The sequence below is a fragment of the Actinomycetospora termitidis genome, assembly GCF_030286555.1.
GTDB lineage: Bacteria > Actinomycetota > Actinomycetes > Mycobacteriales > Pseudonocardiaceae > Actinomycetospora > Actinomycetospora termitidis.
Genome location: NZ_JASVWF010000012.1, coordinates 1 through 26,340, shown reverse-complemented (window position 1 = coordinate 26,340; position 26,340 = coordinate 1). Strand labels below are relative to the sequence as shown.

25 protein-coding genes and 2 tRNA genes are annotated in these 26,340 nt (G+C 70.9%); 9 read left to right on the top strand and 18 right to left on the bottom strand.

From position 1 onward, the window contains the following. Positions 1-45 precede the first annotated feature (45 nt). From QRT03_RS31530 to QRT03_RS31515, 4 genes are all read left to right on the top strand, one after another. Positions 46-1,137: an acyl-CoA dehydrogenase family protein gene (locus QRT03_RS31530; protein WP_286057137.1), complete on the top strand. Its 1,092-nt coding sequence runs from the start codon at positions 46-48 to the stop codon at positions 1,135-1,137. Positions 1,138-1,242: 105 nt separating this feature from the next. Beyond that, positions 1,243-1,851: an oligoribonuclease gene (gene orn, locus QRT03_RS31525; RefSeq protein ID WP_286057136.1), complete on the top strand. Its 609-nt coding sequence runs from the start codon at positions 1,243-1,245 to the stop codon at positions 1,849-1,851. A gap of 292 nt (positions 1,852-2,143) precedes the next feature. Continuing rightward, positions 2,144-2,216: transfer RNA gene (locus QRT03_RS31520), tRNA-His, on the top strand. 62 nt (positions 2,217-2,278) lie between these two features. After that, a tRNA-Lys gene (locus QRT03_RS31515) sits at positions 2,279-2,354 on the top strand. 150 nt (positions 2,355-2,504) lie between these two features. On the opposite strand, the gene QRT03_RS31510 is transcribed toward QRT03_RS31515, so the two are convergent. Next, positions 2,505-2,975: a single-stranded DNA-binding protein gene (locus QRT03_RS31510; protein ID WP_286057135.1), complete on the bottom strand. Its 471-nt coding sequence runs from the start codon at positions 2,973-2,975 to the stop codon at positions 2,505-2,507. A gap of 343 nt (positions 2,976-3,318) precedes the next feature. Here QRT03_RS31510 and QRT03_RS31505 point away from each other — a divergent pair, with 343 nt between their 5' ends. From QRT03_RS31505 to QRT03_RS31495, 3 genes are all read left to right on the top strand, one after another. Continuing rightward, positions 3,319-4,866, top strand: a complete 1,548-nt coding sequence (locus QRT03_RS31505) for an MFS transporter (RefSeq protein ID WP_286057134.1) — start codon at positions 3,319-3,321, stop codon at positions 4,864-4,866. Positions 4,867-4,907: 41 nt separating this feature from the next. Further along, positions 4,908-6,080 carry a DUF3182 family protein gene (locus QRT03_RS31500; protein ID WP_286057133.1) on the top strand — a complete coding sequence of 391 codons (1,173 nt, stop codon included), beginning with the start codon at positions 4,908-4,910 and terminating at the stop codon, positions 6,078-6,080. 316 nt (positions 6,081-6,396) lie between these two features. After that, positions 6,397-7,254: an alpha/beta hydrolase family protein gene (locus QRT03_RS31495; RefSeq protein WP_286057132.1), complete on the top strand. Its 858-nt coding sequence runs from the start codon at positions 6,397-6,399 to the stop codon at positions 7,252-7,254. A gap of 94 nt (positions 7,255-7,348) precedes the next feature. Here QRT03_RS31495 and QRT03_RS31490 read toward each other — a convergent pair whose 3' ends face one another. Continuing rightward, the gene (locus QRT03_RS31490; RefSeq protein WP_286057131.1) at positions 7,349-8,401 is read right to left on the bottom strand and encodes a catalase family protein; all 1,053 of its coding nucleotides are present in this window, start codon (positions 8,399-8,401) and stop codon (positions 7,349-7,351) included. A gap of 206 nt (positions 8,402-8,607) precedes the next feature. On the opposite strand from QRT03_RS31490, the gene QRT03_RS31485 reads away from it, so the two are divergent. Beyond that, positions 8,608-9,030 (top strand): DoxX family protein, encoded by a 423-nt coding sequence (locus QRT03_RS31485; RefSeq protein WP_286057130.1) that lies wholly within the window; start codon positions 8,608-8,610, stop codon positions 9,028-9,030. A gap of 149 nt (positions 9,031-9,179) precedes the next feature. On the opposite strand, the gene QRT03_RS31480 is transcribed toward QRT03_RS31485, so the two are convergent. Then, positions 9,180-9,941 (bottom strand): N-acyl homoserine lactonase family protein, encoded by a 762-nt coding sequence (locus QRT03_RS31480; protein WP_286057129.1) that lies wholly within the window; start codon positions 9,939-9,941, stop codon positions 9,180-9,182. Positions 9,942-9,992: 51 nt separating this feature from the next. On the opposite strand from QRT03_RS31480, the gene QRT03_RS31475 reads away from it, so the two are divergent. Then, positions 9,993-10,715 (top strand): mycothiol-dependent nitroreductase Rv2466c family protein, encoded by a 723-nt coding sequence (locus QRT03_RS31475; RefSeq protein WP_286057128.1) that lies wholly within the window; start codon positions 9,993-9,995, stop codon positions 10,713-10,715. A gap of 716 nt (positions 10,716-11,431) precedes the next feature. On the opposite strand, the gene QRT03_RS31470 is transcribed toward QRT03_RS31475, so the two are convergent. The 15 genes from QRT03_RS31470 to QRT03_RS31400 all read right to left on the bottom strand — a co-directional run bounded on the left by QRT03_RS31470 (position 11,432) and on the right by QRT03_RS31400 (position 26,140). Then, a complete protein-coding gene (locus tag QRT03_RS31470) occupies positions 11,432-11,575 on the bottom strand; it encodes a hypothetical protein (protein ID WP_286057127.1) in 144 nt (47 codons plus the stop codon). A gap of 159 nt (positions 11,576-11,734) precedes the next feature. Continuing rightward, positions 11,735-12,649, bottom strand: a complete 915-nt coding sequence (locus tag QRT03_RS31465; protein WP_286057126.1) for a PP2C family protein-serine/threonine phosphatase — start codon at positions 12,647-12,649, stop codon at positions 11,735-11,737. Between the two features lie 303 nt (positions 12,650-12,952). Continuing rightward, positions 12,953-13,378 carry a VOC family protein gene (locus QRT03_RS31460; RefSeq protein ID WP_286057125.1) on the bottom strand — a complete coding sequence of 142 codons (426 nt, stop codon included), beginning with the start codon at positions 13,376-13,378 and terminating at the stop codon, positions 12,953-12,955. A 197-nt stretch (positions 13,379-13,575) separates the two neighbouring features. Next, a complete protein-coding gene (locus tag QRT03_RS31455) occupies positions 13,576-14,493 on the bottom strand; it encodes a helix-turn-helix domain-containing protein (RefSeq protein ID WP_286057124.1) in 918 nt (305 codons plus the stop codon). Positions 14,494-14,645: 152 nt separating this feature from the next. Then, on the bottom strand, positions 14,646-15,647 hold the full coding sequence (locus tag QRT03_RS31450) for an amidohydrolase family protein (protein WP_286057123.1): 1,002 nt from the start codon (positions 15,645-15,647) through the stop codon (positions 14,646-14,648). Positions 15,648-15,693: 46 nt separating this feature from the next. Continuing rightward, positions 15,694-16,554, bottom strand: a complete 861-nt coding sequence (locus tag QRT03_RS31445; RefSeq protein WP_425604933.1) for an aldo/keto reductase — start codon at positions 16,552-16,554, stop codon at positions 15,694-15,696. Between the two features lie 103 nt (positions 16,555-16,657). Then, positions 16,658-17,584, bottom strand: a complete 927-nt coding sequence (locus tag QRT03_RS31440) for a ketopantoate reductase family protein (RefSeq protein WP_286057121.1) — start codon at positions 17,582-17,584, stop codon at positions 16,658-16,660. After that, positions 17,574-18,515 (bottom strand): NADP-dependent oxidoreductase, encoded by a 942-nt coding sequence (locus QRT03_RS31435; protein ID WP_286057120.1) that lies wholly within the window; start codon positions 18,513-18,515, stop codon positions 17,574-17,576. The genes QRT03_RS31440 and QRT03_RS31435 overlap by 11 nt, the downstream gene beginning before the upstream one ends. Positions 18,516-18,607: 92 nt before the next feature. Beyond that, positions 18,608-19,924: an MFS transporter gene (locus QRT03_RS31430; RefSeq protein WP_286057119.1), complete on the bottom strand. Its 1,317-nt coding sequence runs from the start codon at positions 19,922-19,924 to the stop codon at positions 18,608-18,610. A 69-nt stretch (positions 19,925-19,993) separates the two neighbouring features. Continuing rightward, on the bottom strand, positions 19,994-20,446 hold the full coding sequence (locus QRT03_RS31425) for a (2Fe-2S)-binding protein (protein ID WP_286057118.1): 453 nt from the start codon (positions 20,444-20,446) through the stop codon (positions 19,994-19,996). After that, positions 20,443-21,243: an FAD binding domain-containing protein gene (locus QRT03_RS31420; RefSeq protein WP_286057117.1), complete on the bottom strand. Its 801-nt coding sequence runs from the start codon at positions 21,241-21,243 to the stop codon at positions 20,443-20,445. Before QRT03_RS31420 ends, QRT03_RS31425 begins: the two co-directional genes overlap by 4 nt. Continuing rightward, positions 21,240-23,462 (bottom strand): xanthine dehydrogenase family protein molybdopterin-binding subunit, encoded by a 2,223-nt coding sequence (locus QRT03_RS31415; RefSeq protein ID WP_286057116.1) that lies wholly within the window; start codon positions 23,460-23,462, stop codon positions 21,240-21,242. The genes QRT03_RS31420 and QRT03_RS31415 overlap by 4 nt, the downstream gene beginning before the upstream one ends. Before the next feature lie 11 nt (positions 23,463-23,473). Further along, positions 23,474-24,289: an enoyl-CoA hydratase/isomerase family protein gene (locus tag QRT03_RS31410; protein ID WP_286057115.1), complete on the bottom strand. Its 816-nt coding sequence runs from the start codon at positions 24,287-24,289 to the stop codon at positions 23,474-23,476. Next, positions 24,289-25,062: a cyclase family protein gene (locus QRT03_RS31405; RefSeq protein WP_286057114.1), complete on the bottom strand. Its 774-nt coding sequence runs from the start codon at positions 25,060-25,062 to the stop codon at positions 24,289-24,291. Before QRT03_RS31405 ends, QRT03_RS31410 begins: the two co-directional genes overlap by 1 nt. Positions 25,063-25,117: 55 nt before the next feature. After that, a complete protein-coding gene (locus tag QRT03_RS31400) occupies positions 25,118-26,140 on the bottom strand; it encodes a LacI family DNA-binding transcriptional regulator (RefSeq protein ID WP_286057113.1) in 1,023 nt (340 codons plus the stop codon). Between the last annotated feature and the right edge of the window lie 200 nt (positions 26,141-26,340).

The following is a 26,340-nucleotide window of genomic DNA, read 5'->3' as shown; positions in this document are numbered from 1 at the left end:
AGACAGGATCTCGACTCCCCCGCTCCCCTTGGAGACCCTGAGGTCATGAGCGTCCACCCCCCGGACCTGACGCTCGGCAGTGACCCGCTCGCCCTCGCGCGCGGTGCCGCCGAGATGCTGCTCGAGAACGCCGCCGACAGCGACGACCCCGCGATCGGCGTGCAGCGCTGCATCCTGCGCTGGCTGGCCGCGCAGGGGCTCTACAGCGTGGCGGCCCCCGCCGAGCACGGCGGGCTGGGGCGCGACGAGCGCGCGCTGTCCGAGGTCGAGGAGATCCTCGCCGGGGCCGACGCGGCGTCGTGGTTCGTCCTCACCCAGCACCGCACGCCGCAGAAGCTGACCCTGGACTCGTCGTACCCCGCGGCCGAGCAGTACCGCGAGGCGCTGTGCCGCGGCGACGAGCTCGGCGGGATCGCCGTCGCGCACCTGCGCCGTCCGGGTCCACCAGCGATCACGGCCGTTCCCGACGGCCGGTCCGGGTGGCGGTTCACGGGTCGGGCGGAGTGGTGCACCGGGTGGGGGCTGGTCGACCTCGTGCTGATCGCGGCGGTCGCCGACTCCGGCGAGATCGTGTTCGCCCTGCTCCCCGCCCACGAGCGGCGCGGGCTCACCGCCTCCGAGCCGTACTCGCTGGCCGTCATGGGCGGGACGCGCACGGTCGGGCTGTCGCTGCACGACGTGGCCGTGGGCCCCGACGAGGTGGCCGCCGTCGTGCCGGTCGACGAGTGGCGCCGGCGCGACGCCGGCACCGTCGTGGACACCAAGCCCGCGACGATGGGGCTCCTGCTCCGGGTGATCGACGAGACGCTCCGCACCGGCCACGAGCGCGACCGCCCTGCCGCCGTCGAGGAGGCCCAGGCCCTGGCGGCGACGGCGTGGCCGCTGCGCGAGCGGGCGTACGAGCTGAAGTTCAGTGCGCAGCGGGACCGCTTCGTCGAGGAGCGGCTGGAGCTGCGCGGCCGGATCGCGGAGCTGACCGTCCGGGCGGCCGCCGGGCTCGTCGCCGCGCGCGGCGGGTCGGCGATGTACTCGTCCTCGCACGAGCAGCGCTGGTCCCGCGAGGCGATGTTCCACCTGGTGCAGGCCCAGACCGACGACGTCCGGGCGGCGCAGCTGGCGGCGTTCTCGGGTTCGTGAGGCCCCGGGTGTCAGCAGTGCGGCCATACTGACGCTGGACGTCACAATCGCCGGTGGTACGCCGCCCGCGCGCCGGGATCCGCCGAGATCAGTAGGGTCGTCCGGGTGAACGGACGGCTGGTGTGGCTCGACTGCGAGATGACCGGGCTCGACCTCGGCAAGGACAAGCTCATCGAGATCGCGGCGCTCGTGACCGACCAGGAGCTCGTCCCGCTGGGTGAGGGCGTGGACGTGGTCATCCACGCGTCGGACGAGGACCTCGAGAACATGCCCGAGGTCGTCGTCGAGATGCACGCGAAGTCGGGGCTGACCGAGGAGGTCCGGGCGTCGACGGTGACGCTCGCCGAGGCCGAGAAGCTGGTCCTGGACTACATCCGCGAGCACGTCCCGGATGCGCGCACCGCTCCCCTGTGCGGCAACTCGATCGCCACCGACCGCGGCTTCATCGCCCGGGACATGCCGGAGCTGGACGCCCACCTGCACTACCGCATGATCGACGTCAGCTCGATCAAGGAGCTGTGCCGGCGCTGGTACCCGCGCATCTACTACGCCCAGCCGGAGAAGGGCCTCGCCCACCGCGCCCTGGCCGATGCGCGGGAGTCGATCCGCGAGCTCGAGTACTACCGCCGCACCGCGTTCGTGCCGCTCCCCGGCCCGACGACCGACCAGGCCCGCGCGGCTGCCGCCGACGTCGTCGACGCGGACGGTTCCTGACGGCGGGTGTGGGTCGGCTCTCGGTCCGTCAGCAGTGCGGCCATGCTGACACTGGACGTCACAAACGCCGGGAGTACGACCCGCGTCATGCGGCGGACCGGGTCCCGGCACCGGCTGGTCGCGGGCTCCCGGCCCCCTGCCACGGCCTCGTCGCGGTGATTCAGAGCGACAAGGCACCGACGTCCCGTCGGTTCACCGCGACAGGCCGGCGAGCGATCCGCCCCGGTGGCAACCGGCTGGACCGCGGCGGGTAGTCTCTACGTCGTCGCCGGGACGCCGGTGGCAGCCAATGGTGGGTGTAGCTCAGTTGGCAGAGCACTGGGTTGTGATCCCAGGTGTCGCGGGTTCAAGTCCCGTCACTCACCCGGACGGCAGTGGTACCCCCGCTGCCGGACTGGAAGATCAGCAATGTTAGTCTTCTGGTCACGCGCCGTTAGCTCAATGGGCAGAGCAAGTGACTCTTAATCACTGGGTTCGGGGTTCGAGTCCCTGACGGCGCACCATCTTGGCTGGTCAGCGGTTTACGTCGTCATTGATGACGTCATTGCTGATCGTGCGAGCGTCCGGAAACTGTTTACGGGGCTCGCGGTCGAAGATCAGATTTGCTCGCGCGGCTGACCCCTCACAGGGTCTCGAACGCCGACAGGTCTCTGCTAGAGCAACAGGTTCGGTCCGCCCGCAGAGAGCCGAGCCGGCAAGGGCTCGATGAGAGCGGTGCTTCCTGCTCGCCGCCGGCGCCTCGCCCAGGAGCCGACCCGCTTGGCCGTGGTGACGGTCAGCGTCGCCCACTGCAGGCTCGCCGCGACGGTCTCGGCGGTGACCTCGAGCCGGGTCAGGGTCTTCCCACCGCGCTCGCCCTCCGTCGGCGCCCACGACCGAGCCTTGACGGTCCCCAGGACCACGACCTGGGCGCCCCTGGTCAGGGACTCGGCCACGTGCTCGCCCTGCTCACCCCAGGTCTCGACCGGGTAGAAGGTGGGCTCGCCGTCGACCCACTCGCCTGCCTCGGTGCGTCGGCGGGCGTTCACCGCGACGGTGAATCGGGCGGCGGCGCGGCCGTTGGGCGGGTACTGCAGCTCGGGGTCGGCGGTGAGGTTGCCGGTGACCTGGATCGCGGTGGACATCGTGGGGCGTCCTGGTGGCGCTCGGTGCTGATGTGACGCGCTCCCGCTCAGCAGCGTCCGGAGAGGACCTGACAAGGCTGGCCCCGTGTCCAGCTCGACGGGCCCGGCGTCCACGCCGTGCTCACCGCGGCCGAGGACGATCCGGACCCCGAGCGCCTGGACGACCTCCTCGTCGAGGCCGCCCGGCGACACGCCGGGAGCATCGCCGTCCTGCAGGTCCTCGCCGACGTCTGACGCCCACCCCGGCGAGGGACACGGACGAGCCCGTACAGCCCGACGCGGTCAAGCCCACACCGCCCCCGGGCCCCACATGGTCGATCCGTAACCCGGGTAACGACTCCGTATGCCCGAGAATCCCCTTCCCGGACGATGGCGCGCGCTCGCGGTCTGCATGGCCGCCGGCGTCATGATCTTCATCGACGTCAGCATCGTCAACGTCGCCCTGCCGTCGTTCCAGACCGGCCTGGGCGCCGCCCCGTCCGAGCTCTCCTGGATCGTCGCGGGCTACACGCTGGCCTTCGGCATCGCGCTCGTCCCCGGCGGACGTCTCGGCGACAGCCGGGGCCGCAAGAAGATGTTCATCGTCGGGCTGGTGCTCTTCGCGCTGGCCAGCGTCGCCGCCGGCCTGGCGATGACCCCGCTGTGGCTCGTCGTCGCCCGCCTGGCCCAGGGCATCGCCGGCGGCCTGCTCAACCCCCAGCTGCTCGGGCTCATCCAGCAGATGTTCTCCGGCTCCGAGCGCGGGACCGCGTTCGGAGTGTTCGGCGCGGTCAATGCCTCCTCGACCGCCATCGGCCCCCTGGTCGGCGGACTGCTCATCGAGGCCGGCGGCCCCGAGTTCGGGTGGCGGCTGGTGTTCCTGGTCAACCTGCCGTTCGCCCTGCTGGCCCTGGTGCTCGCCCCGCGTCTGCTGCCCGCCGACCCGCCTCGCGAGGAGCGCAGCACGCAGGTCTCGCTCGACCCGGTCGGCGCCGGACTGCTCGCCCTCTCGGTCGTCGCGGTCCTGCTGCCCCTCGTGCTCGCCGACCGCGACCCGGCGGGTGCGCCGTGGTGGACGATCGCGATCGGGGCGGTGTTCCTGGCCGTGTTCGTCTGGTGGGAGCGCCGCTACGCCGCCCGCGGGGGCGACCCGCTCGCGAACGGGCGGGTGCTGCGCAGCCCCGGCTACGTGCTGGGCTCCTCGCTGGGCACGATCTACATGGCGGGCTCGACCGCGATCTTCTTCGTGCTCACCGTCTACTTCCAGCAGGGCCTCGGCTACTCGGCGCTCGAGGCCGGGGCCGCGTCGCTGCCCTACGCCGTCGGGTCGGCGATCGCCGCCGCCATCGGCGGGCGGATCGTCGGCCGCTTCGGCCGGCCGCTGGTGGTGGCGGGCACCGTGGTGATGGCCGTCGGGATCGTCTCGACCCTGCTCATCGTGCGCGGGGAGACCGGGCCCATGGTCGGGCTGCTCACCGCCGGGCCGCTGTTCCTCTCGGGCATCGGCAGCGGCCTGGTGATCACCCCGAACCAGGCCCTGACCCTGCAGGAGGTCCCCACCGACGAGGGCGGGACTGCCGCGGGCATGCAGCAGACCGCGCAGCGCATCGGGTCCTCGATCGGCATCGCCCTGGTGGCGTCGGTCTTCTTCACCGTCCTGGCGTCGTCGGGTCGGGACTACGGTGCGGCCCTGAGCACCGGCATGCTCGTCATCACGGCATTCGTGGTCGCGGCGTTCGCGCTCGGCGTGGGCGACCTCCTGAGGGGTCGTCGCCGGTCGACGCCGTCGTCGTCGAAGACGAACACGAAGGACGACCAGCTCGACGACGAGCAGCCCGGCGCGGACGACCGTCACTGCGACCGGGCGCACGCCTCCTCCGGGCGCACGCACGCGGGCCACACCTACCACTGACCCCGACCTTCGACGACGCAGAACCGGGAGCCGGAGCAGCCATGGAGACGGAGTACCTGTCGGGCATCGAGGCCCGCGACCGAGGCCTGGTCGACCTGTGCGCGGAGATCGTCCCCGACGGCTACCGCGTGGTGATCGCCCACGAGGCCGTCGCCACCGAGGACCTCTGCGAGTACCGGCCGGGGTCCGACCCGGTCGACGCCGACGGCACCCCGCTGTGGATCTACGGATCGACGCTGCCGCGGGCGCTGCTGGAACGGACGAGCAAGGTGCAGGTCCACGAGCCGTTCGACGAGTCCGAGGTCCCCGCGTGGTTCGACCTCGGCTTTCCCCGCCACCTCCGGGGGACCACGGTGCCCGGGTACAGCTGCTTCTCCCCCGACTCGTTGGCGGCCGCGGCCCGGGAGCTGCTCGACGAGTTCGTGGCGGTGCGGTTGAAGGACCCGAACGGGGCCAGCGGGGTCGGGCAGTGGACGATCCGCGATGCCGGGAACCTCGAGTCGGTCCTCGCCGAGGTCGCCGAGGACATCGGCACGAGCTGCGACGTGGAGCTGACCGAGTACCTCGCCCACTACGGGTACGTGGTCGAGGCCGACATCGACGACGTCGAGGCGTGGAGTGTCACACTGACCCGCATGCCCGACGGCTGCTACAGCTCGTTCGGCCGCATCCTGGAGATGACCGTGGATCTGGAGGTCCGGGGGACGGTCCAGAACTACGGCGGCACCTCGGTGGTGGTGGTGCGCGGCGACCCCGACGCACTGGAGGACCTCCCCGACGACGGCGTCGTCGTCGACGACCCGGTACGCCACGAGGAGATTCGCCTGGCCCCGCCTCCCGGGGTCGTCCGGGCGGCGCAGCGCTTCATCGAGGGCATGCGGGCCTGGGAGCCCGAGGGGGTCGTCGAGACCCGCGCCAACGTCGACGTGATCACCGGGAAGCTGGCGCGTCGCGACGGGTCCCGCACGGAGATCGCCGCGTCGGTCGAGGAGTCCGCCCGCGTCGGCGGGGCCTCCTCCGCCGAACTGCTCGGCATCCTCGCCCTGCGCGAGGACGCCGCGCTGTCCCACTCCGTCCGGAGCTCCCGGCACGGCTTCGACGACGAGGCCGTCGCCTACGCCCGGCACGCCGCCTCGGTTCCCGGGAGCAGGGTCTTCTGGAACGGCGTCGACGAGCACTGGGACGGCAGGTACGTCTTCATCGGAGCGTACTGACGGGCGCCGGTCGTGGCGCCGCCGCGCGCTCACGGCCCGCGCGGACCTGGAGGCGATCGTCGATCCGGGAGATCGGCTCCGGCGTGGTCATCTACCGGATCGGCTCGGTGCTCACGGTGCTGGCGGCGATGCGCGAGCACGACACGAGCGTGCGGGAGCACGGCACCCCGCTCTACCGGGGTCGGTGATCTCTCCGCTCTCGACGAGTTCACCCGGACGCCCGGCCCGGACGAGATCGAGGAGCTGTCGCAGGCCACACCGATGCCGACCGAGGACCGGTTGCCGGCCCGCTCGTCGTCGACTGGACTGTTCGATGATGGATGACAGCCCGAACGACCTCGGTGACGACCAGGTCCTCGACCCGACCGGGTTCTACCGCTCCGGGTCGACCCCGTTCGTCGCCGCGCAGGTCGACCAGCGCTTCAGCTACACCCTGCACGTGCCCCGGGCCCACCGCACGACGTCGACCCCACTGCCCCTCGTCGTGGTGGTGCACGGCACCGCACGGACCGCGGAGCTCTACCGGAACACCCTGGTCGAGTTCGCCGAGCAGCACGGGTGCGTGGTGATGGCACCCCTGTTCCCGGCCGGTATCGAGGACCCCGACGACCTGCACAACTACAAGTTCATCGCCTACCGGGGCATCCGGTTCGACCAGGTGCTCCTCGGCATGGTCGACGAGGTCGGGGAGCGCTATCGCGTGCGGACCGACAAGTTCCTGCTCCACGGGTTCTCCGGCGGCGGGCAGTTCACCCACCGGTTCCTGTACCTCCACCCCGACCGGCTGGCCGCGGCGTCGATCGGCGCTCCCGGGCGGATCACCATGCTCGACCCGACGAACCCGTGGTGGCTCGGCACCGCCGACCTCGCCGAACGGTTCGGGCAGGACATCGACCTCGACGCGGCGCGTCGGGTCGCGGTGCAGATGGTCGTCGGTGAGCAGGACGTCGAGACCTGGGAGATCAACAACCCGGGCGGCACCAACTGGATGCCGGGCGCCGACGCCGCCGGCGCCACCCGGGTGGAGCGGCTCCGCGCCCTGCACCACAACTTCGCCGAGCACGGCATCGAGGCGCGGTTCGACCTCGTCCCCGGAGTGGGACACAACGGGCTGCAGATGCTGCCGACGGTCCAGGACTTCCTCGGCCGGGTCCTCGACGCGTTCCCCGGCTAGAGCCCGACCCCGGACGAGCCCTGGCGGACGATCTCCAGCCTCGTCCTGCACGGAGCCGTCAGGCTCTCCGGGCCGTCAACCCCTGCGCGAGCGCTCAGTCCGGGAGTTCGGAGGCCGAGGTCATCGTCGTGCCGGTGGTGGCGTTGAGGTCGGTGCGCTGCTTCCCGAGCGCCTCGTAGCCCTGCTGCCGCAGCCGGTTCACCGAGCCCAGAGGGCGGTGCGCGGCGAGGCCGTGCCAGGGGCGGAAGGCCAGCCGGTCGTCGCCGAAGACCCGGCGGGCGTTCGAGTACGGCTGCTGCGGGGGCAGGCGCACCGTGGCGACGCTGCGGTAGGGGCTCTCGTCCTGCGACCAGTCCACCGACGCGTCCTCGACCGGCATGTCCTCCGAGGTCCGCAGCTGGACCCGGACGTCGAAGACGGTCTCGCGGTCGGTCGTCCAGGACTCGACGAGCGCCCGCAGCACGCTGCCGTCGTCGTCGCTCGTGACCTCCCGGTCGGCGAGCGCCTCCTGCTCGGCCGTCCCCGGGTACACCGAAATCTTCGCGACATGGTCCCCGTACCCGAACGCGCCCTGGGTGTAATAGGCGTGCGCCAGCGGGTGGATGTTCCCGACGAGGCGGTGGAAGGCGGTCATCTGCTCGGCGTCCGGGCGGGACTGGATCTCCTCGGTCATCGCGCTCTCGTCGGAGAAGTGGCGCTCGCGGATCTCGGAGAGCTCCATGAATTTCTGCGCGGTGCCCGGTCCGAGGATCGGCAGGGTGTTGAACAGCAGGTCGTGCGTCGTCGTGCCCGGCTCGAGGGTCTCGCCCTCGACGTCGAACACCTTGAGCGAGAGCCCGCGGGCGTTGGCCTTGCGGTCGTCGTCGAGCTGACCCGACTCGGTCGCGAGGCGCACGACGACGTCGTGGGTCGCGCCGGCGGTGGCGAACAGGCCCTGCGCCAGCTCGCGCGGCAGGTCGTCGTGCACGGTCAGCGTCCCGCGCAGGAAGCCGTGACTCTTGGCGTGGGTGGCGCGGACGCCGTGCCGGTGGAGGTCGAACGTCATCGCGTTCACGCGGAGCATCGAGTCGATGCAGCGCCGGATGTGCTCGGCCTCGTCGGGCTGGATCCGCTCGACGTCGTCCGTCCAGGGCAGCGGTGCGGGCATGGGAGCGATCTACCCGTCATCGATCGCGCACAACCGAGCAGACGGGGCCGGGGGACACGTGTACTCGAGGTGGAGGACCTCCCAGCCGATGGCGGCCCACTCCTAGAGGCGACCGGTTCAAGCCCGACCACCTGGCCCGCCGGCGACCGGTCGGGCGGCACCGCGCGAGGGGCAGAAGAAGATCGACACCGGAGAGCGGAGGCTTGATGAGTCCGCGATCGCAGCCGGCACCCACCACGAGCGAGGAGGTCGCTCGCTACGTCGCCGGTGCCGGCATGCTGCTGGCCGGCCTCGGTCACCTGACGTTCGCCCGCGAAGGCTTCCGCGCCCAGGTGCCCCACTGGGTTCCGTTCGACGCGGACGCCACGGTGCTCGTCTCCGGCGGCGTCGAGCTCTCGGCCGGTCTGGGCATGATCATCCTGCCGGCGGAACGCCGCACGATGTCGGCCCTGCTGACGGCCTTCCTCATCGGCATCTTCCCGGGCAACATCTCGCAGTTCCGACACGGTCACGACGGGGCGGGGCTCGACAGCGCGCGCAAGCGGACGGTGAGGCTCGCCGCCGAGCCGGTGATGTGGACTGTGGCGCTGCACGCAGGTGGTCACCTGCGCCGCGTGCTCCGTCGCTGAGCGTCCTCCCAGACGGCGGGATCAGGAGGTCGACCGCATCCGGAAGCGCTGACCTCGCTGCCGGCCTCGTGGACGACGTGGGCCTGCTCGGCGGCGATGGACCGCGCCGCCGAGCGGCATCGCTGACGTGCCACGAGGTCAGGGGGCCGTCACACGATCCGCCCGGGCCCGCAGAAGTGGGTCCAGTCATCGGGATCGTGGGCCACCCAGACCTCGGCGTGCTCCTCCTCGGCGAGCGCACGGACACGGTGCAGGGACGCGACCGCCGCGTTCGGATCGGTGTCGGCGCCCATGGGGGCGGGAGTCTCGACGGCAGAGCGCAGGTGGGCGGTGTCGCCGGTGAGGAGCATCGTCCGGCCGGGGAACCGCACGAGCAGGCTCGTGTTGCCGGGGGTGTGGCCCGGCATCGCGAGCATCACCACGCTCCGGTCCCCGAACAGGTCCAGGTCGCCCTCGACGAACGTCCAGTCGGACTCCCGGACGGGAGCAAGATCCTCCGCGCGGGCGAGGTCCGACCCCTCGGGGTCGTCCACCGCTGCCCGGTCGCCCTCGCCGAGCAGGAACCGGGCCCGCGGGAACAGGCGCAGGCCGCCGGTGTGGTCGAAATGGACGTGGGAGACCACGACGTGGGTGACCTGCGAGGGCGCGAACCCGAACGACTCGAGCTGACGGTCGACCCGCTTCTCCGGGGCGAACGCGATCTGGCGGCCGATCTCGCCGTAGGCGGCCTGCGCATCGACTGCCGCCTCCGGGGCGAGGCCGGTGTCGAACAGGACCAGCCCGTGGTCGTGCTCGATCAGGAAGCTCGGTACGACGAGCGTGACCGGGCCGGGCGCGACGCCGTCGAGCATCTCCGCCCGGTCCATCGTCAGTCGGGCGCCGTCGAGGGCCCACAGTCGACGCGCCGTCATGGTGGTCTCCTCCCCGGGTGATCGTCCGCGACCGCGGGGTACCCGCAAGAGATGACCACCCGACTGGAGTTCTTCTTCGATCCGATCTGCCCGTTCTGCTGGGTGACCTCGCGCTGGGTGGTCCAGGTCTCCGCGCACCGCGATCTCGACATCACCTGGCGGCCGCTCTCCCTGGCGATCCTCAACGAGGAGACCAGCTACGAGGAGCGCAAGCAGGCCTCACCCGAGTACCCCGACGGCCACCTGCGCGGGCTCGAGATGCTGCGCGTCGTGCACGCCGCCCGCGAGGCGCACGGACCCGATGTCGTCGGGGACCTCTACACCGCACTGGGGGAGCTGGTGTGGGACCAGGAGGCTCCGGCCGGCGACGACTTCGACGCCGTCATGCACGAGATGGCTCGCCGCCGCGATCTCCGCCCGGCCCTGGAGCGGGTCGGTCTCCCCACCGACCTCGCCGACGCGGCCTCCGACAGCTCGCACGACGAGGCGCTGCGCGCCGAGACCCAGGAGGCGGCCGAGCGCTGCGGGGGCGGGGTCGGCACCCCGATCCTGTCCTTCGACCCGCCCGGGCACGGCGGCGAGCAGGGCGGTCCGGCGTTGTTCGGTCCGGTCATCGACGCCGTCCCCTCCGACGACGACGCGCTGCCCCTGTGGGACGCCGTCGTCACCCTCGCCAGGTGGCGTGGGTTCGCCGAGCTCAAGCGCACCGTGCGCTCGTTCCCCGAGACCCCGCTCTCCGCGAAGCTCGCACGCACCGACACCTACGTGCGGTGACCACGCGGACCGTCGTGCGCGCCCCCGTCGCGCCACGCGAACGCGAGCAGGGCGAGCAGCGTTGATCGGCGCATGGTCGAGAAGGACAACCACCGCGCCTTGCCGCTGCTGATGAGCGGCGAGCTCGGCGGCTACCTTGCGCTGCCGCATGACGGCGGCGTCCTGGCGGGCTCTCCCACCACCTGCTCGCTCTGCCGGACGGGCTCCGGACACTGGGCCCGCGAGGGCTCGCCGGCCTCGCCACGCCTGCGGGGAAGTGACCCCGACGAGGTGTCCGGACACGCTGGGCCGGTTCACACCTCGCTCGAGGGGCGAGAGGTCGTGCGTGGGCCGGGTGCACCCTGCCTGTGGTCAGAGGGGAGGTCGGGAACCTCAGCCGTACTGCTGTCCGACCGTTGTGTCGGTCTTCGGGCCATTCGTCGACCGTGGGACGGCGACGACCATGAGGTCTTCCGTGACCACCACACCTCGACCGAGACCCCACGCGCGTCGATGGGCGGGCGAGTCGGACACCACGCCACCTCCTCCCCTGCGACTGGGCCACCGGACGACGGACGGAGCAGCCCGGACCGCCGCGGATCGCAGTCACGACGGCGTGCGCCTACCTGGCGATCGGCGACCGCGAAGAGGCCTACCTGGCACTGCGGGACGTGCTGGATCTTCTCGACGGGCCACCCCAGGTCACCAGATGATGCACCCGGGCTGACGAGGTCACGTCAGCTCGCCGGCCCGTTCACGCGGCCGGCGAGCGTAGAGAGCAGCTCGAGCAGAGCTTCGCGGCCGTGGCCGTCGACGCCCAGGGCCTCGGCGCGGTCCTCGACCTCGTCAACGGGCTCGACCCCGAGGAGATGGGCGGGCACCGGTTACGGCAGCGCGGCGGTGTCCGTCTCGGCCGACCCAGGTTCGACGGCGGCGACTACTTCGGCCGCGACGTCAACATCGCCGCGCGGATGTCGAGCTGCAGCAACTCCTCCTCGGGTGACCCCCGGGCAGGGCTGCGCTCGCGCCCTGACCTCCGTTCAGCGTTGTTCGGGCGGCTTGCGGAGGACGAGGACGGCGGTGTCGTCGGAGACCTCACCGCCGGCGTGGGCGAGGGCCGCGTCGCTGACGGCGGTCGCAATGCCGTCGGCCGAGGTTCCCGGAGCGAGAGCACGCAGCGTCCGGTCGACGCCGTCCTCGTCGAATTGTGCTGGGTCCCCCGGGCGTCGCGCTTCGGTGATGCCGTCGGTGAACAGCACGAAGCTGTCGCCGGGTTCCAGTGGGATGTTCTCCACGGCCACGTCGGACTCGGCGTAGATGCCGAGGACCCGCCCGCCGTCATGGAGGCGCTGCACCCGCCCGTTCCAGGACACGACGAAGCCCGCTGGGTGGCCGGCGCTGGCGACCGTGACCTCCACGCCGTGCTCGTGCTGGTGCAGGGCGGCGTAGGCGGCTGTGACGAAGCTGCGTTGGTCGCCGAACCAGACGTGGAGCACTTCGTTGAGGGTCGTCAGCACGACCTCGGGGTCGTCCTCGGTGTGGCCGACCGCGCGGACCGTCGAGCGCGCCAGGGCGGTGGTCCGGGCGGCCTGGATGCCCTTGCCGCAGACGTCGCCGACGACGACGCCCCAGCCGGAGGGGATCGGGAAGACGTCGTAGAAGTCGCCGAGGACCTTGGTGCCGTCGGCTCCCGCGCGGTAGCGGGTGGCCAGCTCCAGACCCGGGATCTGGGGCATCGAGGTGGGCAGGAGCGCTTCCTGCAGGACGCGGGCGAGCTCGGAGGCCTCCTTCGCGTGCTCCTCGGCGCGCCGGGACGCTTCTTCGGCCAGTCGTGCCGCGGTCTCGGAGGACCGCAGGGCGGTGCGCAGCGCGACCTCGCTGCTCGCGGCCAGCGCGACGCTGCGGAACATGTCGAGTTCCGCGGCTGTCCACTCGCGCACGTCGTAGTCGATCACGCAGAGACTGCCCACCCGACGGTGACAGAGGTAGACGGGACGGCCGAGAGGTCCTGGGGCCGGATCAGGCGGCACGTGCTCGTGGCTGCGGACGCGGCGCACGGGACTCCCGTCGTCGTCGGCCGGGACGTCGACGGCCCCGAGGAGGCGGCCGCCCGCGCGAGTAGGAGTCGCTCGTGATCGGTTGTCGGCCGGCGCCGACGCTCGCAGGGCGCCTTCATCGCCGAGGGACGTTTCGGAGGGGCCGCAGCCGCCCGTGCTCATCACCGCAGTGTGGCTGGATCGTCGAGAAGGGTTCGGGGTCTACGTCGCGGTCGGATAGCTGAGCACGTTGATCAGAACCCCGTCGGGGTCGCGAATCATGGTTGAACGCAGCCCGTCGGCAGACAGCGTTCTGACTTTCCAGTCGAAAGTGACGTCGCAGGATTCCAGGTACTCGGTGATGCCTTCGAGATCATCGGTGCGGAATACGATCGCTTTGACACCGGTGGTGAGGAGATGAGGACCCGGCACCACGTCGGCTTCTGGGTTCCGACGGGCGCCGTCCTTCAGGAGCAGTTCGATCCGGGCACCACCCCGTTGGATGACGACGAGCTCCGCGCCCACCGCAGTACTGAAAGTGCGATAGAAGACTTGAAAGCCTAGCACTCGTTCGTACCACTCGAGCGAGCGATCCAGATCGGTGACCGACACGGCGACGTTGTCGAATTCGAGGCCGGCTTGCGTCATGGTGCACCCATCTTCAGTGACGGTTCCTGCTGAGCACGGTCCTGCGTGTCGTCCCGCCGCGCGACGCCCTACTTCAACCGGCGGCGGATGGATCACGATTCGATGACCAAGAAGATGGACTGTATCGAGGGTGATCCGGACCGTCCAGCTCTTGATATCAAGGTGCGGTGTGGTCGGGCGGCAAGCTCGCCGCTTGATCACTCAGACCCCGCAGCCTCACCGTTCTCGGGCTGCGCTTGTGCGCACGGTTCCACCCTTGTCGGAGTCGCCTTCACCAACAGCCTCAGTCGCAGCGCACTGTCGCTGCCCTGCTCCGCCATGTACGCCGACATTGTCTGCCCTGGTGCGCTGGTGATGGCCATGGACTCGTGGCTTAGCCGGAGCTCCCCGACTTGGGGGTGATGGAACGTCTTGGTGTCGCGCGCTCTCGGCTGCAGTTCGTAGCGCGACCAGAGGCGCGAGAAGGTGGTGCTCCGTCGGCTCGTCTCGCCGACGAGATGCGTGACCCGCGGATGGTACGGATGAGACGCCGACGAGGACCGTAGGTTCTTCACTGCCACTTCAGCAGCCCAATCCCAGTCGTCGAAGAACTGTTTCGCGAACGGATCCAGAAAGATCATCCTGATGAGGTTGTCAAACCGCTCGAAACCCGAGTACAGGGCGGAAGCGAGAGTGTTGGCGGCCAGGACGTCCTGGCTGGGCCCGATGATCAGGGCGGGAATCTCGGTCAACCGGTTGAGCAATCCGACCAGGTCTGGCTCGACCCGTTCAGTTAAAGGGGCTCGAGGCAGGGGCTCGACCCCGAACTGGAGCAGATGGGTACGAGCCTCGTCCTCCAGTTGCAGTGCGGCGGCGAGAGCGGTCAGGACCTTGGGGGAGGGATTGCGCTCCCGCCCCTGTTCGAGGTGGGTGTAGTAGTCGGTGCTCACACCGGCGAGCAGGGCGACCTCGTCCCGGCGCAGACCGGGGACCCGCCTGGACCGATCGGAGGGGAAGCCTGCCGCGGTCGACGACGCGAGCGCCCGTCGAGCACGCAGGAACTCACTCAGCGCTCCCCTGTCGTCCGTGCGACTGGCGCGTGGGGATGGGCTTCCGCTGGCGCGGGTGATGCTCATGCGCTCACTCTCCTCGCGGTGTGGCGCCCCGGCCGGTGTGCTCGTCACCCGCTCGGCCGGCACCGGTGCACCACCTTTCCTGCCGACCGACCGTGCGCCCGATGCCATTCAGCGCACGGCCCCGGACCCTCCGCCGACATCAGCACGATCTTTCACGGACGCTGCCCCTCGGCCACCGCGACGATCCTCGCAGCCGCCGCGGGGAAGAGACCGAGGGCGTTCGTCCCAATCGATTCGATCTGCTCCTCGGACAAGCCGTCGTAGGCCAAGATTCCTCGAAGGTTGGTGTCCATGGTGGCGTCGGTGGTGCACGGAACACCGCAATCCGACCCGTACACGATGTGATCTGCCGTGGTCATCATCAGGCCGCTCGCCAGGCCGTTCGGCGCTATCCCTGCCGTGTCGAGGTAGAGGCGACGCAGATGCTCTCGAATCTCCGTGTGGGTGACGTTGTTCGGGTTCGGGATCCAGCGCTCGGTTCCGATCAGCTGCAGGCGGCCCGCAATCGATGGCAGCGCTCCGCCGCAGTGCGCGAGGATGAAGGTGATGTGGGGGTAGCGACGGAACACGCCGCTGTAGAGCATGTCAGCGAAGGTGCGGGCAGTCTGGAACGCGACTTCGAAGACAGCGTCGGGGCGCCCCATCGTGGCTCGATAGGCATCGGGGTGGGCGAACACGACGGCCTTGCGGCGGTTGAGCTCTGCCCACACGGGCTCGAGGGAGGGATCGCTGAGGTACGTACCCTTGTACAAGGACGTGACAGCGAATCCCTCTGCCCTCCATCGGTCTGCGCGGTCGACTTCGGCCAGGCACGCCGCCGGATCGTCGGTGGGCAGAGCGACCAACAGCCCGAATCGCGTCGGATGCTCCTCCACGAGCGAGACCCCGAAGTCGTTCGAGTCGCGTAGAGCGCCGAGTTCCAGGGGTATGTTGCTGAGCAGTTGCATCTGGATACCGGTCCGGTCCATGTAGGCCAAGGTGGATTCGGCGTCCCACTGCGGTGCCTCGTCGACCTGCCAGCAGCCCGCCTGCAATCGCTCCATCTGCGCCACCACCATGTCGGCGGTGCGCGGCGGACTGAAGTGTGCGTGGACGTCGATCCACCCGTCGACCAGGGCACTCGGCGAGCGTTTGGTGATCGCAACGCTGCCCATCGTCATCTCCTCTGCAGCGAACAACCGGAACGGCGGGACGGACCGCTCATTCTGCGACGGCCCGGGTCAGTGCCTCGACGTCAGCATCCGATAGATCGACGTCCGCCGCGGCAATGTTGTCCTCCAGGTGTTCGACCGACGAGGTGCCCGGAATGGGCAGGATCGCCGGGGAACGACGCAGCAGCCATGCGAGCGCGAGCTGGGACGGACTCGCTCCGTGCTGCTCGGCTATGGCGGCGAGCGGGCCACCGCTCTTGACGAGCGCCCCGGTGGCCAGGGGGAACCACGGGATGAACGCCAGCCCGTTCTGCTCGGCGTAGTCGAGGACGGGCTCGGCACTGCGGTCGGCCAGGTTGTAGAGGTTCTGCACTGCCGCGATCCGCGCGGTCTTGCCGGCCTCCTCGAGCTGGTCCGCGGTGACCTCGGACATGCCGATGTGCCGGACGACGCCCTCGTCCTGCAGGAGCTTGAGCTCCCCGATCTGCTCGGCGAGGGGCACCCGAGGATCGACGCGGTGGAGCTGGAACAGGTCGATGTGGTCGACGCCCAGGTGGCGGAGGCTCAGGAGTGCCTGCTGGCGCAGGTACTCGGGGCGCCCGACCGGACGCCAGTCGTGTGGGCCGGAGCGGGTGAGCCCGGCCTTGGTCGCGATGACGATGTCGTCGGAGTAGGGATGCAAGGCCTCGCGGAGCAGCGGCTCGGCGATGACGGGGCCATAGGAGTCTGCGGTGTCGAAGAACGTGACGCCCAGTTCGGCGGCGCGGCGGATGACACGAACGGCCGCATCGCGGTCGGCAGGCTCGCCCCAGATACCGGACCCGGTGAGCTGCATCGTCCCGTACCCGAGCCGGATCACCGGCAGATCGCCGCCGAGTTCGAAGGAGCCGGACGCGGCCGCGTTCGGCACGCGGACCTCGCTTGTCATGAGATGACCTCTCTGCGGGAGTTCGATGTGCGGTCTGGAGGACGTGCCGGGGAGGAGTGGCGGTCCCCGCGCCGGCCCGGCACCCTCAGGAACTCGGCCGGGTCGCGTCATACACGCGGAGGCGCACGAGTACCGCGTCCAGCAGGCCGGGAGTGGGGTCTCCTCGGCGAGCGACGAGGTCGCCGAGTATGTGCTCGGCCTCGGTCCGGTTGCCGGACCGCACGTCGGCCAGCAGGGACGGGACCAGGGTGGAGCCCGGCTCGGTGATGGTGCGCCGAGAGGAGGACAAGGCTGTCTCGTCCTGCGGATATCCGTGACCCGCGGCGATGGCGGCAGCCTCTGCGAGCAGCCGGGCGCCGATCCAGGCCCCGTCCGCGTCGACGAGTTCGCCGACGGTGCCGCCGACCAGGCCGGTGGCGCCGGCGGCCGCGGCGATGAAGACCCACTTCGCCCACATCTCGGCGACCACGTCCGGCGCGCGGTGCACCGCGAAGCCCGGGCAGGTCAGGAGCGCCTCGACCGCCTCCACCGGCCGGCGGACCGGTCCGCGAGCGCCGAAGGTCAGCCGCGCCTTCTGGCCGTCGTGGCGGACGGTGGCTTCGTCGGTCCGGTGCACCGACAGGAAACATGAGCCACCGAGCACTGCGTCGGCGCCGAACCTCTCGTCGAGCACGTCGAGCTGGCGCACACCGTTGAGCAGCGGGAGCACGAGCGCACCCGCCTCGACGGCGGGTTCGATGTCGGACGCCGTCGCGTCGAGGTCGAAGGCCTTGCACGCCAGCAGGATCAGTCCGAACGGAGGCTCCGAGCCGAGGTCGGTGGCGGTGATCGTCCGTGGCTGCGCCAGCTCGACCGGTACCGATGCGCTGGCGATGGAGAGGCCACAGGCGAACGCGGCTCGTCTGGCGGGGCGGACCAGGAAGGTCACGTCCCGGCCGGCGGCGGCGAGCTGGGCACCGAAGAACGAGCCGATCGCGCCGGCCCCGGCGACCAGGATCCGCTCACCCGACACGCAGGACGACCTTCCCGTGCGTGTGGCCCGAGTCGATCAGCCGATGCGCCTGGGCCACCTCGTCGAGGTCGAGCACTCGGGTGACCACGGGGCGGAGGTCGCCCGCATCGATCATCCCGGCGATCTCGGCGAGCCGTGGACCGTTCGAGTCGAGCACGAAGGTGTGGGCCTCGATCCCGAGTTCGGTTGCCTTCGCCTCGTCGGGGGCGCCTGCGATCGTGATGAGCGTGCCGCTGGGAGCCACGACACCGTACGAGCGCTCGAGCGTCTCGCCCCCGACGGTGTCGAGCACGACGTCGGCGAACCTGCCGCGGACGGTGAAGTCCTCGCTGCGGTAGTCGATCACCTCGTCGGCGCCCAGCGAACGGGCGAGCGCGATGCCGTCCCCGGACGCCGTCGCCACCACCTTCGCTCCGCGGTGGTGGGCCAGCTGTACCGCCATCGTGCCGACTCCGCCCGCTCCGGCGTGGACGAGGACCGTCCCGCCCGGCTCGAGTCCGCCGAGGTCGAACAACGCCTTCCAGGCAGTGAGCGTCACGAGGGGTACGGCCGCGGCGGACTCCAGCGACAGGGAGCGCGGGATCGCCGCGATCTCTCCTGCGTCGACCGCGAGGTACTGGGCGTAGCTACCGTCCCGGGCCAGGGATGGCCGGCCGTAGACGACGTCGCCGGCCGCCCATGCGGTGGTTTCGGTCCCGACCGCTGCGATGGTCCCAGCGAAGTCCCAGCCCGGGATCCACGGCAGCGGCCGCTGCGAGACCGCGAAGATCCCCTGCCGGACCAGCGAGTCGACCGGGTTCACTGCTGCTGCGTGCACCCGCACCAGGACGTCGCCGGGACCGAGCTCCGGGATCGGTGCGGACTCCACCGCCAGGACCGACTCGTCACCGAAGCCGTGGATGCGTACGGCCTTCATCCGATCGCTCGACATCGTTCTCTTCCTCTCGATCTTCGACGACAACGGTAGGAGCGGCTCGCGCGGCGTGGGTAGGTGAAGCACACCCACCCTCCTGCTGACCGAAGTCACTCGAGTTCCCGTGCTCTGGTCTCTGGGCTGAGCAGGGTGGTGACCACGCCGATCAGCGCGAGCACGACGGAGTACAGGGAGAAGATCCACACCAGGTCGTGGCTGCTCAGCCAGGTCAGGACGTACGGGGCCGTGCCGCCGAAGAACGCGACGACGAACGAGTAGGGCACTCCGATCCCGGATGCGCGGACTGAGGTCGGAAAGAGTTCGGCGAAGTAGGCCGGCATGATCCCGACGAAGGCCCCGAGGAAGAAGAGCGCGACGACCATGACCGCGAACATGCGCCACGGGGAATCGTTCAACGTGGCGAGCAGCGGGTAGGACAGCACGACGAACGCCACCCCGTAGACGAGGAAGACCGGCTTGCGGCCGACGCGGTCGGACAGTCGTCCCCACAGCGGGAGCGTGGCCATGAAGACGAGGTTGGCCCCGACCGTGGCCCACAGCGCGCCCGTGGCGGGAACGCCCTTGACCGAGATCGCGAAGCTGGCGAGCCCGATCGCCCAGGTGTAGACCACGACCGTGCTCGCCAGGCTGAACCCGACGATGCGCGCGACGCTCCGCCTGTTCTCGGCGAGGCCGCGGAGCAGATCCCGGGTCGTGCGGTGGCTCTGCGCGCTCGACCCGGTCCCTCGATCGCCCTGCTCGGCGAACGCGTCGGTCTCGGGCAGTGCTCGCCGCAGGTGGAGGCCGACCAGCCCGAGCAACGCGCCGATCAGGAAGGGAATCCGCCATGCCCAGCTGTGCAACGCTGCGGCGCCGAACACGCTGCTGGCGCCTGCACCGATCAGTGAGGCGAGCACGATGCCGGCCGTCACCGAGACGTAGAGGCTGGTCGACCAGAGGCCTCGGCGGGCGCGAGGCGCCACCTCGGCGATGTAGGTGTACGACGCGGCGATCTCTCCGCCGTGGGCGAGCCCCTGGGCGAGCCGGGCGAGGAGGAGGATGATCGCCGCCCACACCCCGACCTGCGCGTGGGTCGGCGCGAGCCCGATGACCAGGCTGCCGATCGCCATGAGCATCATCGAGCTGGTCATCGAGTACCGGCGACCGCGGCGGTCAGCGAGCCACCCGAACACGAACCCGCCGATCGGCCGCATGACGAACCCGACCGCGAACACGGCCAGGGTGGACAGCAGGGCTCCGGTGGTCCCGTCGTCGACGAAGAACTGCGCGGCGAAGAACGACGCGAAGATCGCGTAGACGCTCCAGTCGTACCACTCGAGCGCGTTGCCGACCCCTGCGCCGAGCAGGGTGCGCAAGGGGCGAGGGGGCGCTGCGGTGGCGGGGATGTCGTGGCTGGGTGCGGACACGTGCCCTCCTTCGGGCAGGTCGACGAGCCCCGCCGGCGGCCGTGCCGCGACGGTGGGGAACGGGTGGAGCTAGCGGGCGGCGGCGGCGCGCCGCACGGCGCGGACGGCGTTGACGTAGCCGGTGCAGCGGCACAGGTTGCCGCTCAGGGCGTTCCGAATCTCCGCGTCCGACGGCGACGGGGTGTCGGCGAGGAGAGTGACGGCGGACAGGATCATGCCGGGTAGGCAGAATCCGCACTGGAAGGCGTACTCGGCCAGGAACGCCTCCTGCACGGGGTGCGGGTTCGTCTCGGTCCCCAGGCTCGCCAGGGTCTCGACACGGGCGCCTTCTGCTCGCCCCGCGAGCACCAGGCATGTCTTCACGCACTGCCCGTCGACGAGCGCGGTGCAGGTCCCGCAGTCCCCGTTGCGGCACCCGACCCGCACCGCGGTGCTCCCCAGCTCGTCGCGCAGCACGTCGACGAGGGTGTCCTCCGGGTCGGGGTCGATCTGCACGTGCGCCCCGTCGACCTGCAGCCTCACCGTGCCTCCTCCGCCAGCTCGACCGCACGTGCCGCGATCTCCGGTGCGACGCGCCGGCGGTACGCCCATGGCGCCCGCAGGTCGGCCCACCGGTGTTCGGTGGGCAGCGCGTCGAGATGGTCGACGACGGCCGCCCGGACCTCGCGTCTCGAGGGCAGCGGGACGACCTGCGGGGTACCGGCCACTCCCCCGAGGACGACCCGGTCCTGGACAGCGGCCGCTGTGACGACGGGCCAGGACGATTCGGCGAACTTGAGCTTCACGTATCCGGTCCCGTGGAGGCATGCCGGTATGCGCAGGCCCGCGACCAGCTCGTCGGCCGCGAGATGTGTTGTACCCGGACTGACGAGCAGGTCCGCGACCGGCGCTGTCCGTGTGCCCGAGGCGGAGACGACGACGGCCTCGGCCTGGAGCGCGACCAGGACGGCGAGCGCGTCGGACTGAGGCCGGGCGGCGCACAGCGCGCCCACCAGGGTGCCTTGGTTCCGGATCTGGATCCCGCCCGTGATGCCGGAGGCCATCCGGTGCAGCAGCGGCAGCTCGGCACGCACCCTGGGAGAGGAGATCACCTGCTGGTAGCTGACGAGTGCGCCGAGCTCGATCACGGACCCGACCGCGAGCGTGTTCAGGCCTGTACGACCGAGGTCGACGACGTCGGCCGCGTCCAGTTCACCCCTGACCATCGCTGGGACGCAGAGAGTGCCGCCGCTCACCACGACCGGCTTCGCGCCGGCGGCCGCGCTCTCGGCCAGGGCGGTGAGCGCCTCGTCGAGGCTCCGCGCGAATGTCGTGGTCATTGGTCCACCTCCGGCAGGAGCGCCAGCACCGTCGGTGGGTCGAGCGGGATCGAGGTGACCTCCCTGCCGCCGCAGCGTGCGAGCGCGTCGTCGACAGCGTTCGCGATCGCCGCGAGGGCGCCGCCGAGTCCGGACTCCCCCGCGCCCTTGGCGCCGAGCAGCGTGTGCGGCGCGCGGGTCTCGTGATGGCCGATCACGAAGTCGGGGAGGTCGTTCGCTCGGGGCGCGAGGTATTCCTTGAACGAGGAGGCCTGCAGGACGCCTCGGGCGTCGAACCGGCTCTCCTCGGACAGGGCCAGCCCGACGCCCATCGCCATCGCGCCGTGCAGCTGCCCCTCGACCAGCACCGGTTCGATCACGCGGCCGCAGTCGTGCACGGCGGTCAGGGACCGCAGCCGGACCCGTCCGGTGGCTCGGTCGACGTCCACCCTCGCCACGTAGGCACCGGAGGAGAAGTACGGGTAGCTGTAGCGGTACTCCAGGTCCTCGGGTGGGTCCGGGCGGTACTCGCGGACGTGTTCCAGCGGCCCGTACCGGACGACCAGCTCGGCGATGGTCGACTCAGTGAGGGGACCCGCGCCGAGGCGGGAGACGGTGTCGGCCAGCGCGCGGGCCGCCAGCACCACTGCGGCCCCGCCGATCGCGACGCCCCGGCTGCTGGCATTGCCCGTCCCGGGCGGACACAGGTCGGTGTCGCCCTGCACCAGGCGTATCGAGTCCGGAGAGAGGCCCAGCTCACCGGCTGCCAGGCGTACGAGGGCGATGTCGTTGCCGCCGCCCGGGTTCGTGACACCGGTGCGGACCTCCACCTGGCCGTCGGACCGCAGGAGAACCGCGGCGGCTTCGGGGGCTGCGACGGTCGGGGTGGCTCCGGGACGCGACCGTCCCCCTGCGTGTCCGCCGCCCTCGGGGGTGACCTCGACCGCGATCCCGACGCCGTCCGCCTCGGCACCGCCGTCGAGCTCCAGGACCCGGTTCAGCACCGTCGGGAGGTCGGCGCTGTCCATCCGGTATCCGGACGCCATGCGGTGCGGGAGGTCCTCGGGGCGCAGCAGGTTGCGTCGACGGACCTCCGCGGGATCGAGCCCGGTCCGGCGGGCCACCATGTCCAGGATCCGTTCCATGACGAACACAGGGGCCTCCTTCCCGAATCCTCGGCACGAGTGCCAGGGCGGCAGGTTGGTCGCGACGACGCGGGACCGGATGTCGAGATGAGGGACGACGTAGGCGGTGGGGAACGACGCCGTGCTCACGTATGCCTGCCGCCAGCCCGGCGATACGGCCTCGGCCCCCACCGGAATGACGACCTGGTCCCGCAGGGCGAGGAGCCGGCCGTCCGCCGCGTGTGCGACCTCGACCTGGTGGAGCTGTTCACGGCCTCCGCCGAGAAAGCACTCGGCGCGGGACTCGATCCACTTCACCGGCCGCCCGCACAGCATGCTGAGCAGGCACACCAACGGCTCCTCGACGGGCCCGGTCATCTTGAGCCCGAACGCTCCGCCGACGTTCGGCACCACGACCCGGATCGCGTGGGCAGGGAGGTCCAGGACCTCGGCCAGCTCGGTGCGGAGTTGGTGAGGCTGCTGATGGGTGGCGTGCACGGTCAGCCGCGTTCCGTCCCAGGCTGCGACGTACCCGCGGGGCTCGATGGGCGCGGTGCTGCTGCGGCCCAGGGCGAACTCCGCGCCGAACCGGTGCTCGGCCGTGCGCAAGACCTCGTCGGCAGCGCCTGACACGACCTCGTTCTCGGCGATGACATGGATCGGGTCCGGGTCGGCGAGGAACGCTCGGGCGTCGAGCAGCGCGGGCAGGTCCTCGTAGTCCACGACGACCGCTGCGGCCGCTCGCCGGGCTGCCCGCGGGCTCTCGGCCGCGACGATCGCGATCGGCTCGCCGACATAGCGCACCTCGTCCACCGGGAGGGCTTCGAGCACGATCCGTCGACCACCGATCATCTCGGGATCGCCGAACTGGTACGGCAGCGGCCGCAGGTGCAGCGAGGCCTCGCGGCCCTCGAGGACTCGCACCGCTCCCGGAACGGCCTTCGCCTGGGCGGTGTCCACCCGACGCAGCCGGGCATGGGCCCGACTGCTGCGCACGACAGCCATGTGCAGCAGGACGGACGGACGGACGTCGTCGATGAAGACGGCCGTCCCGCCCGCGAACTCGAAGGCGTTCCGTTTCGGCCACCGGGCCGGGTCGGCCGCGGCTGCGTTCACCGCGGACATCATCAGCTGCTCTTCATGCGCGCCAGGCCCTCGAGGGCGAGGCCATAGCCCAGGAGGCCGTGCAGGCGCTGGCGCAGGTCCTCGGTCAGCACCGTCCGGCTGTAGCGACGCACCAGCCGGGGCTGCTGCAGCAGGAGCCGAGCGAGCGCGCGGGCCCGCGGCAGCAGGTCTGTTCGCGGCAGCACTTCGTTCACCAGACCCATGTCCTTCGCCTCCGCGGCACCGACCTGCTGGCCGGTGTAGAGGAAGTACCTCCCGCGCGTCGGCCCCATGAGCAGCGGCATGATCACGTGCATGCCGTCCCCGGGCACCATGCCGCCGGGGAAGTGTGCGGTGTCCTGGATGTAGGTGTCCTCGGTCGCGAGCACGATGTCGCTCACGAGTGGTATCTCCGCGTGCCGGACCGCCGGCCCGTTGATCGCCGCGATGACCGGCGCCTCGATGGCCAGCAGGTTGGGCAGCAGGTGCTTGCCCTCCCACTGGATCGGGTCGTAGACCTCGGGGGTCATGGTGCGGCGGTTGGGGTGCTCGCCAGGCCGAATCGCGGGCCCGCTGAATGCCTCGCCCGTGCCCGTCAGGATCACGACGTCGTTCTCGCGGTCCCGACCGATCTCGAGGAAGGCGTCCTCGAACTCGTGGTGCGCCAACAGGCTCCACTGCAACGGACCGCCGTCGGTGTGGAACGTCACCTCCAGGATGCCGTCTGTCCGCTCCATGAGGATCGTCTTGTAGCGGTCCTTGTAGGAGTCGAAGGACGTCGGCTCCCGGTCCAGGTGCGACATCGCGTGGGCGTGGCTGTGCGTGCTGTCGGTCGACATCAGGCCTCCAGGATCGCGACGGCTCGGGTCCAGCCTGCGGACGCGGCGTGAATCTTGACCGGGAAACAGGAGACGGTGAATCCGTGGTCGGGCAGCTGCTCGAGATGGCGCAGCTTCTCGATCTGGCAGTACTCGGTGTGCCGTCCGGCCTTGTGCCCCTCCCAGATGATCGAGGCGTCCTTGTCGCGGGCGTAGCGCTCCGCCACGTACGGGAACGGGGCGTCCCAGCTCCAGGCGTCCGTACCGACGACCCGCACTCCCCGGTCGCACAACCAGAGGGTCGCCTCCCGCCCGATCCCGCATCCGCTGCGGGCGTACTCCGGACTGCCGAAGCGCGCGCCGGCGGAGGTGTTGACCAGGACGATGTCCAGCGGTCGCAGCGTGTACTCGATGCGCTTGAACTCGGCCTCGAGATCGGCGGCCGTGACCACGTAGCCGTCCTCGACGTGCCGGAAGTCGAGCTTGACCGCTGGACGCTGGAACCAGTCGAGCGGCATCTCGTCGATGGTGCGCGGTCGGCCGCCGTCCTCCATCCGGGACGCATAGTGCCACGGTGCGTCGACGTGGGTGCCGTTGTGGGTGGACAGGTGCACGGTCTCGAGCGCGAACGCCTCGGAGTTCGGCAGCTCGTCGGGCCGCAGGCCGGCGTAGCGACTCTGCAGCATCGCCACCGTGTCCTGATGGCTGGTGTACTCGATCTCGAACTCGTAGCCCGGGGGGTCCGAGGGGACGCCGTTCTCGAGCGTCATCGAGATGTCGACGATGCGGGTCATCGGTGACTCTCCTTGTCGGTGACATCGAGAAGCTACGAACCGCACGGGAACCTGGTCAATCGTTTGATATCAAGGACGCGGTCGACTCCCGCCGCACCAGCCGAGGCGGGTCGGGCACCACCACCCGACGCGGATCGGCCCCGTCGACCAACGCGATCGCCAGGTCGACGGCCTCCGCCCCGAGCCGCTCGGCCGCCATCGCGACCGTCGTGAGCCGAGGAACGAGGTAGTCGGCGAGGCCGTCGTCGTGCAGCGCGACGACCGAGATACGCCCGGGCACGTCGACCCCGGCCTCGTGCAGTCCGGCGAGTACCCCGACCCCCATGGGAAATGTGCCGGCCACCAGGGCCGTCGGCCGAGTTCCACCTTTCAGCGCCTGTACGACACCGTCCGCACCGGCCCGATGGTCGCGCTCCGCCATCTCCACCACCGACGCCTCGACGCCGCGCCTCGTCGCCTCCGCGAGGAAGCCCCGACGCCGCCGGACCATCGTGTCCAGGCTGCGTGGCCCGAAGATGCCGCAGATCCGGCGATGGCCGAGCTCGGCCAGGTGCGCCACCGCCACCGCCGACGCGTCGGCATCCCGAAGCACCACACTGGCCGCCACCCCGCGGACCTGACGGTTCACCAGCACCACCGACTGCGGGGCCTGCTCGACGAGCCGGCGCAGCGCACGGTCCTCGATCCGACCCGAGGACACCAGCAGGCCGTCCACCCGCCCGTGCATGAGCATGCCGGTGATCGTCTCGTGAGGATCGCCCGCGGCGTGCGTGCCGAGCACGAGCCCGTAACCCTGCTCGCCCGCGCGTTCCTCGACGCCGTGCGCGATCGAGGCGTACACGGGGCTGGAGAAGCCGGGCAGCAGCAGCCCCAGCGTCATCGTCCGTGCGCTGCGCAGACCGCGGGCAGCGGCATTCGCCCGGTAGCCGATCTCCCCGGCGGCCGCGCGAATACGCTCGGCCGTCTCGGCGGAGGCGAACCCGCGGGGATCGTTGCGCAGCACCCGGGACACCAGGCTGGCGTCCACCCCGGCCATCCGCGCGACGTCCGCCAGCGTGGGGCGGCGTCGCCTCTCCATCGCCCGACCCCCTCTCGTCGCGCGGACCGTACCCGCGCGCCGGGAGTCGGAGGTGGGTGTCGCGCACCCACGCGGGCGGCGCACGGCGTGGCTAGCGTCGATCGCATGGATCACGGCAACGAACTCGGCGAGTTCCTCCGTGCCCGTCGGGCGCTCGTGCCGCCCGAGGTCGCCGCGCAGCCGACCGGCCCCGCCCGTCG

Excerpts from the sequence above, each read along its gene's own strand:
- QRT03_RS31530 (WP_286057137.1), top strand. The coding sequence starts at position 46 with ATGAGCGTCCACCCCCCGGACCTGACGCTCGGCAGTGACCCGCTCGCC.
- QRT03_RS31510 (WP_286057135.1), bottom strand. The coding sequence starts at position 2,975 with ATGTCCACCGCGATCCAGGTCACCGGCAACCTCACCGCCGACCCCGAG.
- QRT03_RS31505 (WP_286057134.1), top strand. The coding sequence starts at position 3,319 with ATGCCCGAGAATCCCCTTCCCGGACGATGGCGCGCGCTCGCGGTCTGC.
- QRT03_RS31500 (WP_286057133.1), top strand. The coding sequence starts at position 4,908 with ATGGAGACGGAGTACCTGTCGGGCATCGAGGCCCGCGACCGAGGCCTG.
- QRT03_RS31495 (WP_286057132.1), top strand. The coding sequence starts at position 6,397 with ATGGATGACAGCCCGAACGACCTCGGTGACGACCAGGTCCTCGACCCG.
- QRT03_RS31490 (WP_286057131.1), bottom strand. The coding sequence starts at position 8,401 with ATGCCCGCACCGCTGCCCTGGACGGACGACGTCGAGCGGATCCAGCCC.
- QRT03_RS31485 (WP_286057130.1), top strand. The coding sequence starts at position 8,608 with ATGAGTCCGCGATCGCAGCCGGCACCCACCACGAGCGAGGAGGTCGCT.
- QRT03_RS31480 (WP_286057129.1), bottom strand. The coding sequence starts at position 9,941 with ATGACGGCGCGTCGACTGTGGGCCCTCGACGGCGCCCGACTGACGATG.
- QRT03_RS31475 (WP_286057128.1), top strand. The coding sequence starts at position 9,993 with ATGACCACCCGACTGGAGTTCTTCTTCGATCCGATCTGCCCGTTCTGC.
- QRT03_RS31460 (WP_286057125.1), bottom strand. The coding sequence starts at position 13,378 with ATGACGCAAGCCGGCCTCGAATTCGACAACGTCGCCGTGTCGGTCACC.
- QRT03_RS31455 (WP_286057124.1), bottom strand. The coding sequence starts at position 14,493 with ATGAGCATCACCCGCGCCAGCGGAAGCCCATCCCCACGCGCCAGTCGC.
- QRT03_RS31450 (WP_286057123.1), bottom strand. The coding sequence starts at position 15,647 with ATGGGCAGCGTTGCGATCACCAAACGCTCGCCGAGTGCCCTGGTCGAC.
- QRT03_RS31435 (WP_286057120.1), bottom strand. The coding sequence starts at position 18,515 with ATGTCGAGCGATCGGATGAAGGCCGTACGCATCCACGGCTTCGGTGAC.
- QRT03_RS31420 (WP_286057117.1), bottom strand. The coding sequence starts at position 21,243 with ATGACCACGACATTCGCGCGGAGCCTCGACGAGGCGCTCACCGCCCTG.
- QRT03_RS31410 (WP_286057115.1), bottom strand. The coding sequence starts at position 24,289 with ATGTCGACCGACAGCACGCACAGCCACGCCCACGCGATGTCGCACCTG.
- QRT03_RS31405 (WP_286057114.1), bottom strand. The coding sequence starts at position 25,062 with ATGACCCGCATCGTCGACATCTCGATGACGCTCGAGAACGGCGTCCCC.
- QRT03_RS31400 (WP_286057113.1), bottom strand. The coding sequence starts at position 26,140 with ATGGAGAGGCGACGCCGCCCCACGCTGGCGGACGTCGCGCGGATGGCC.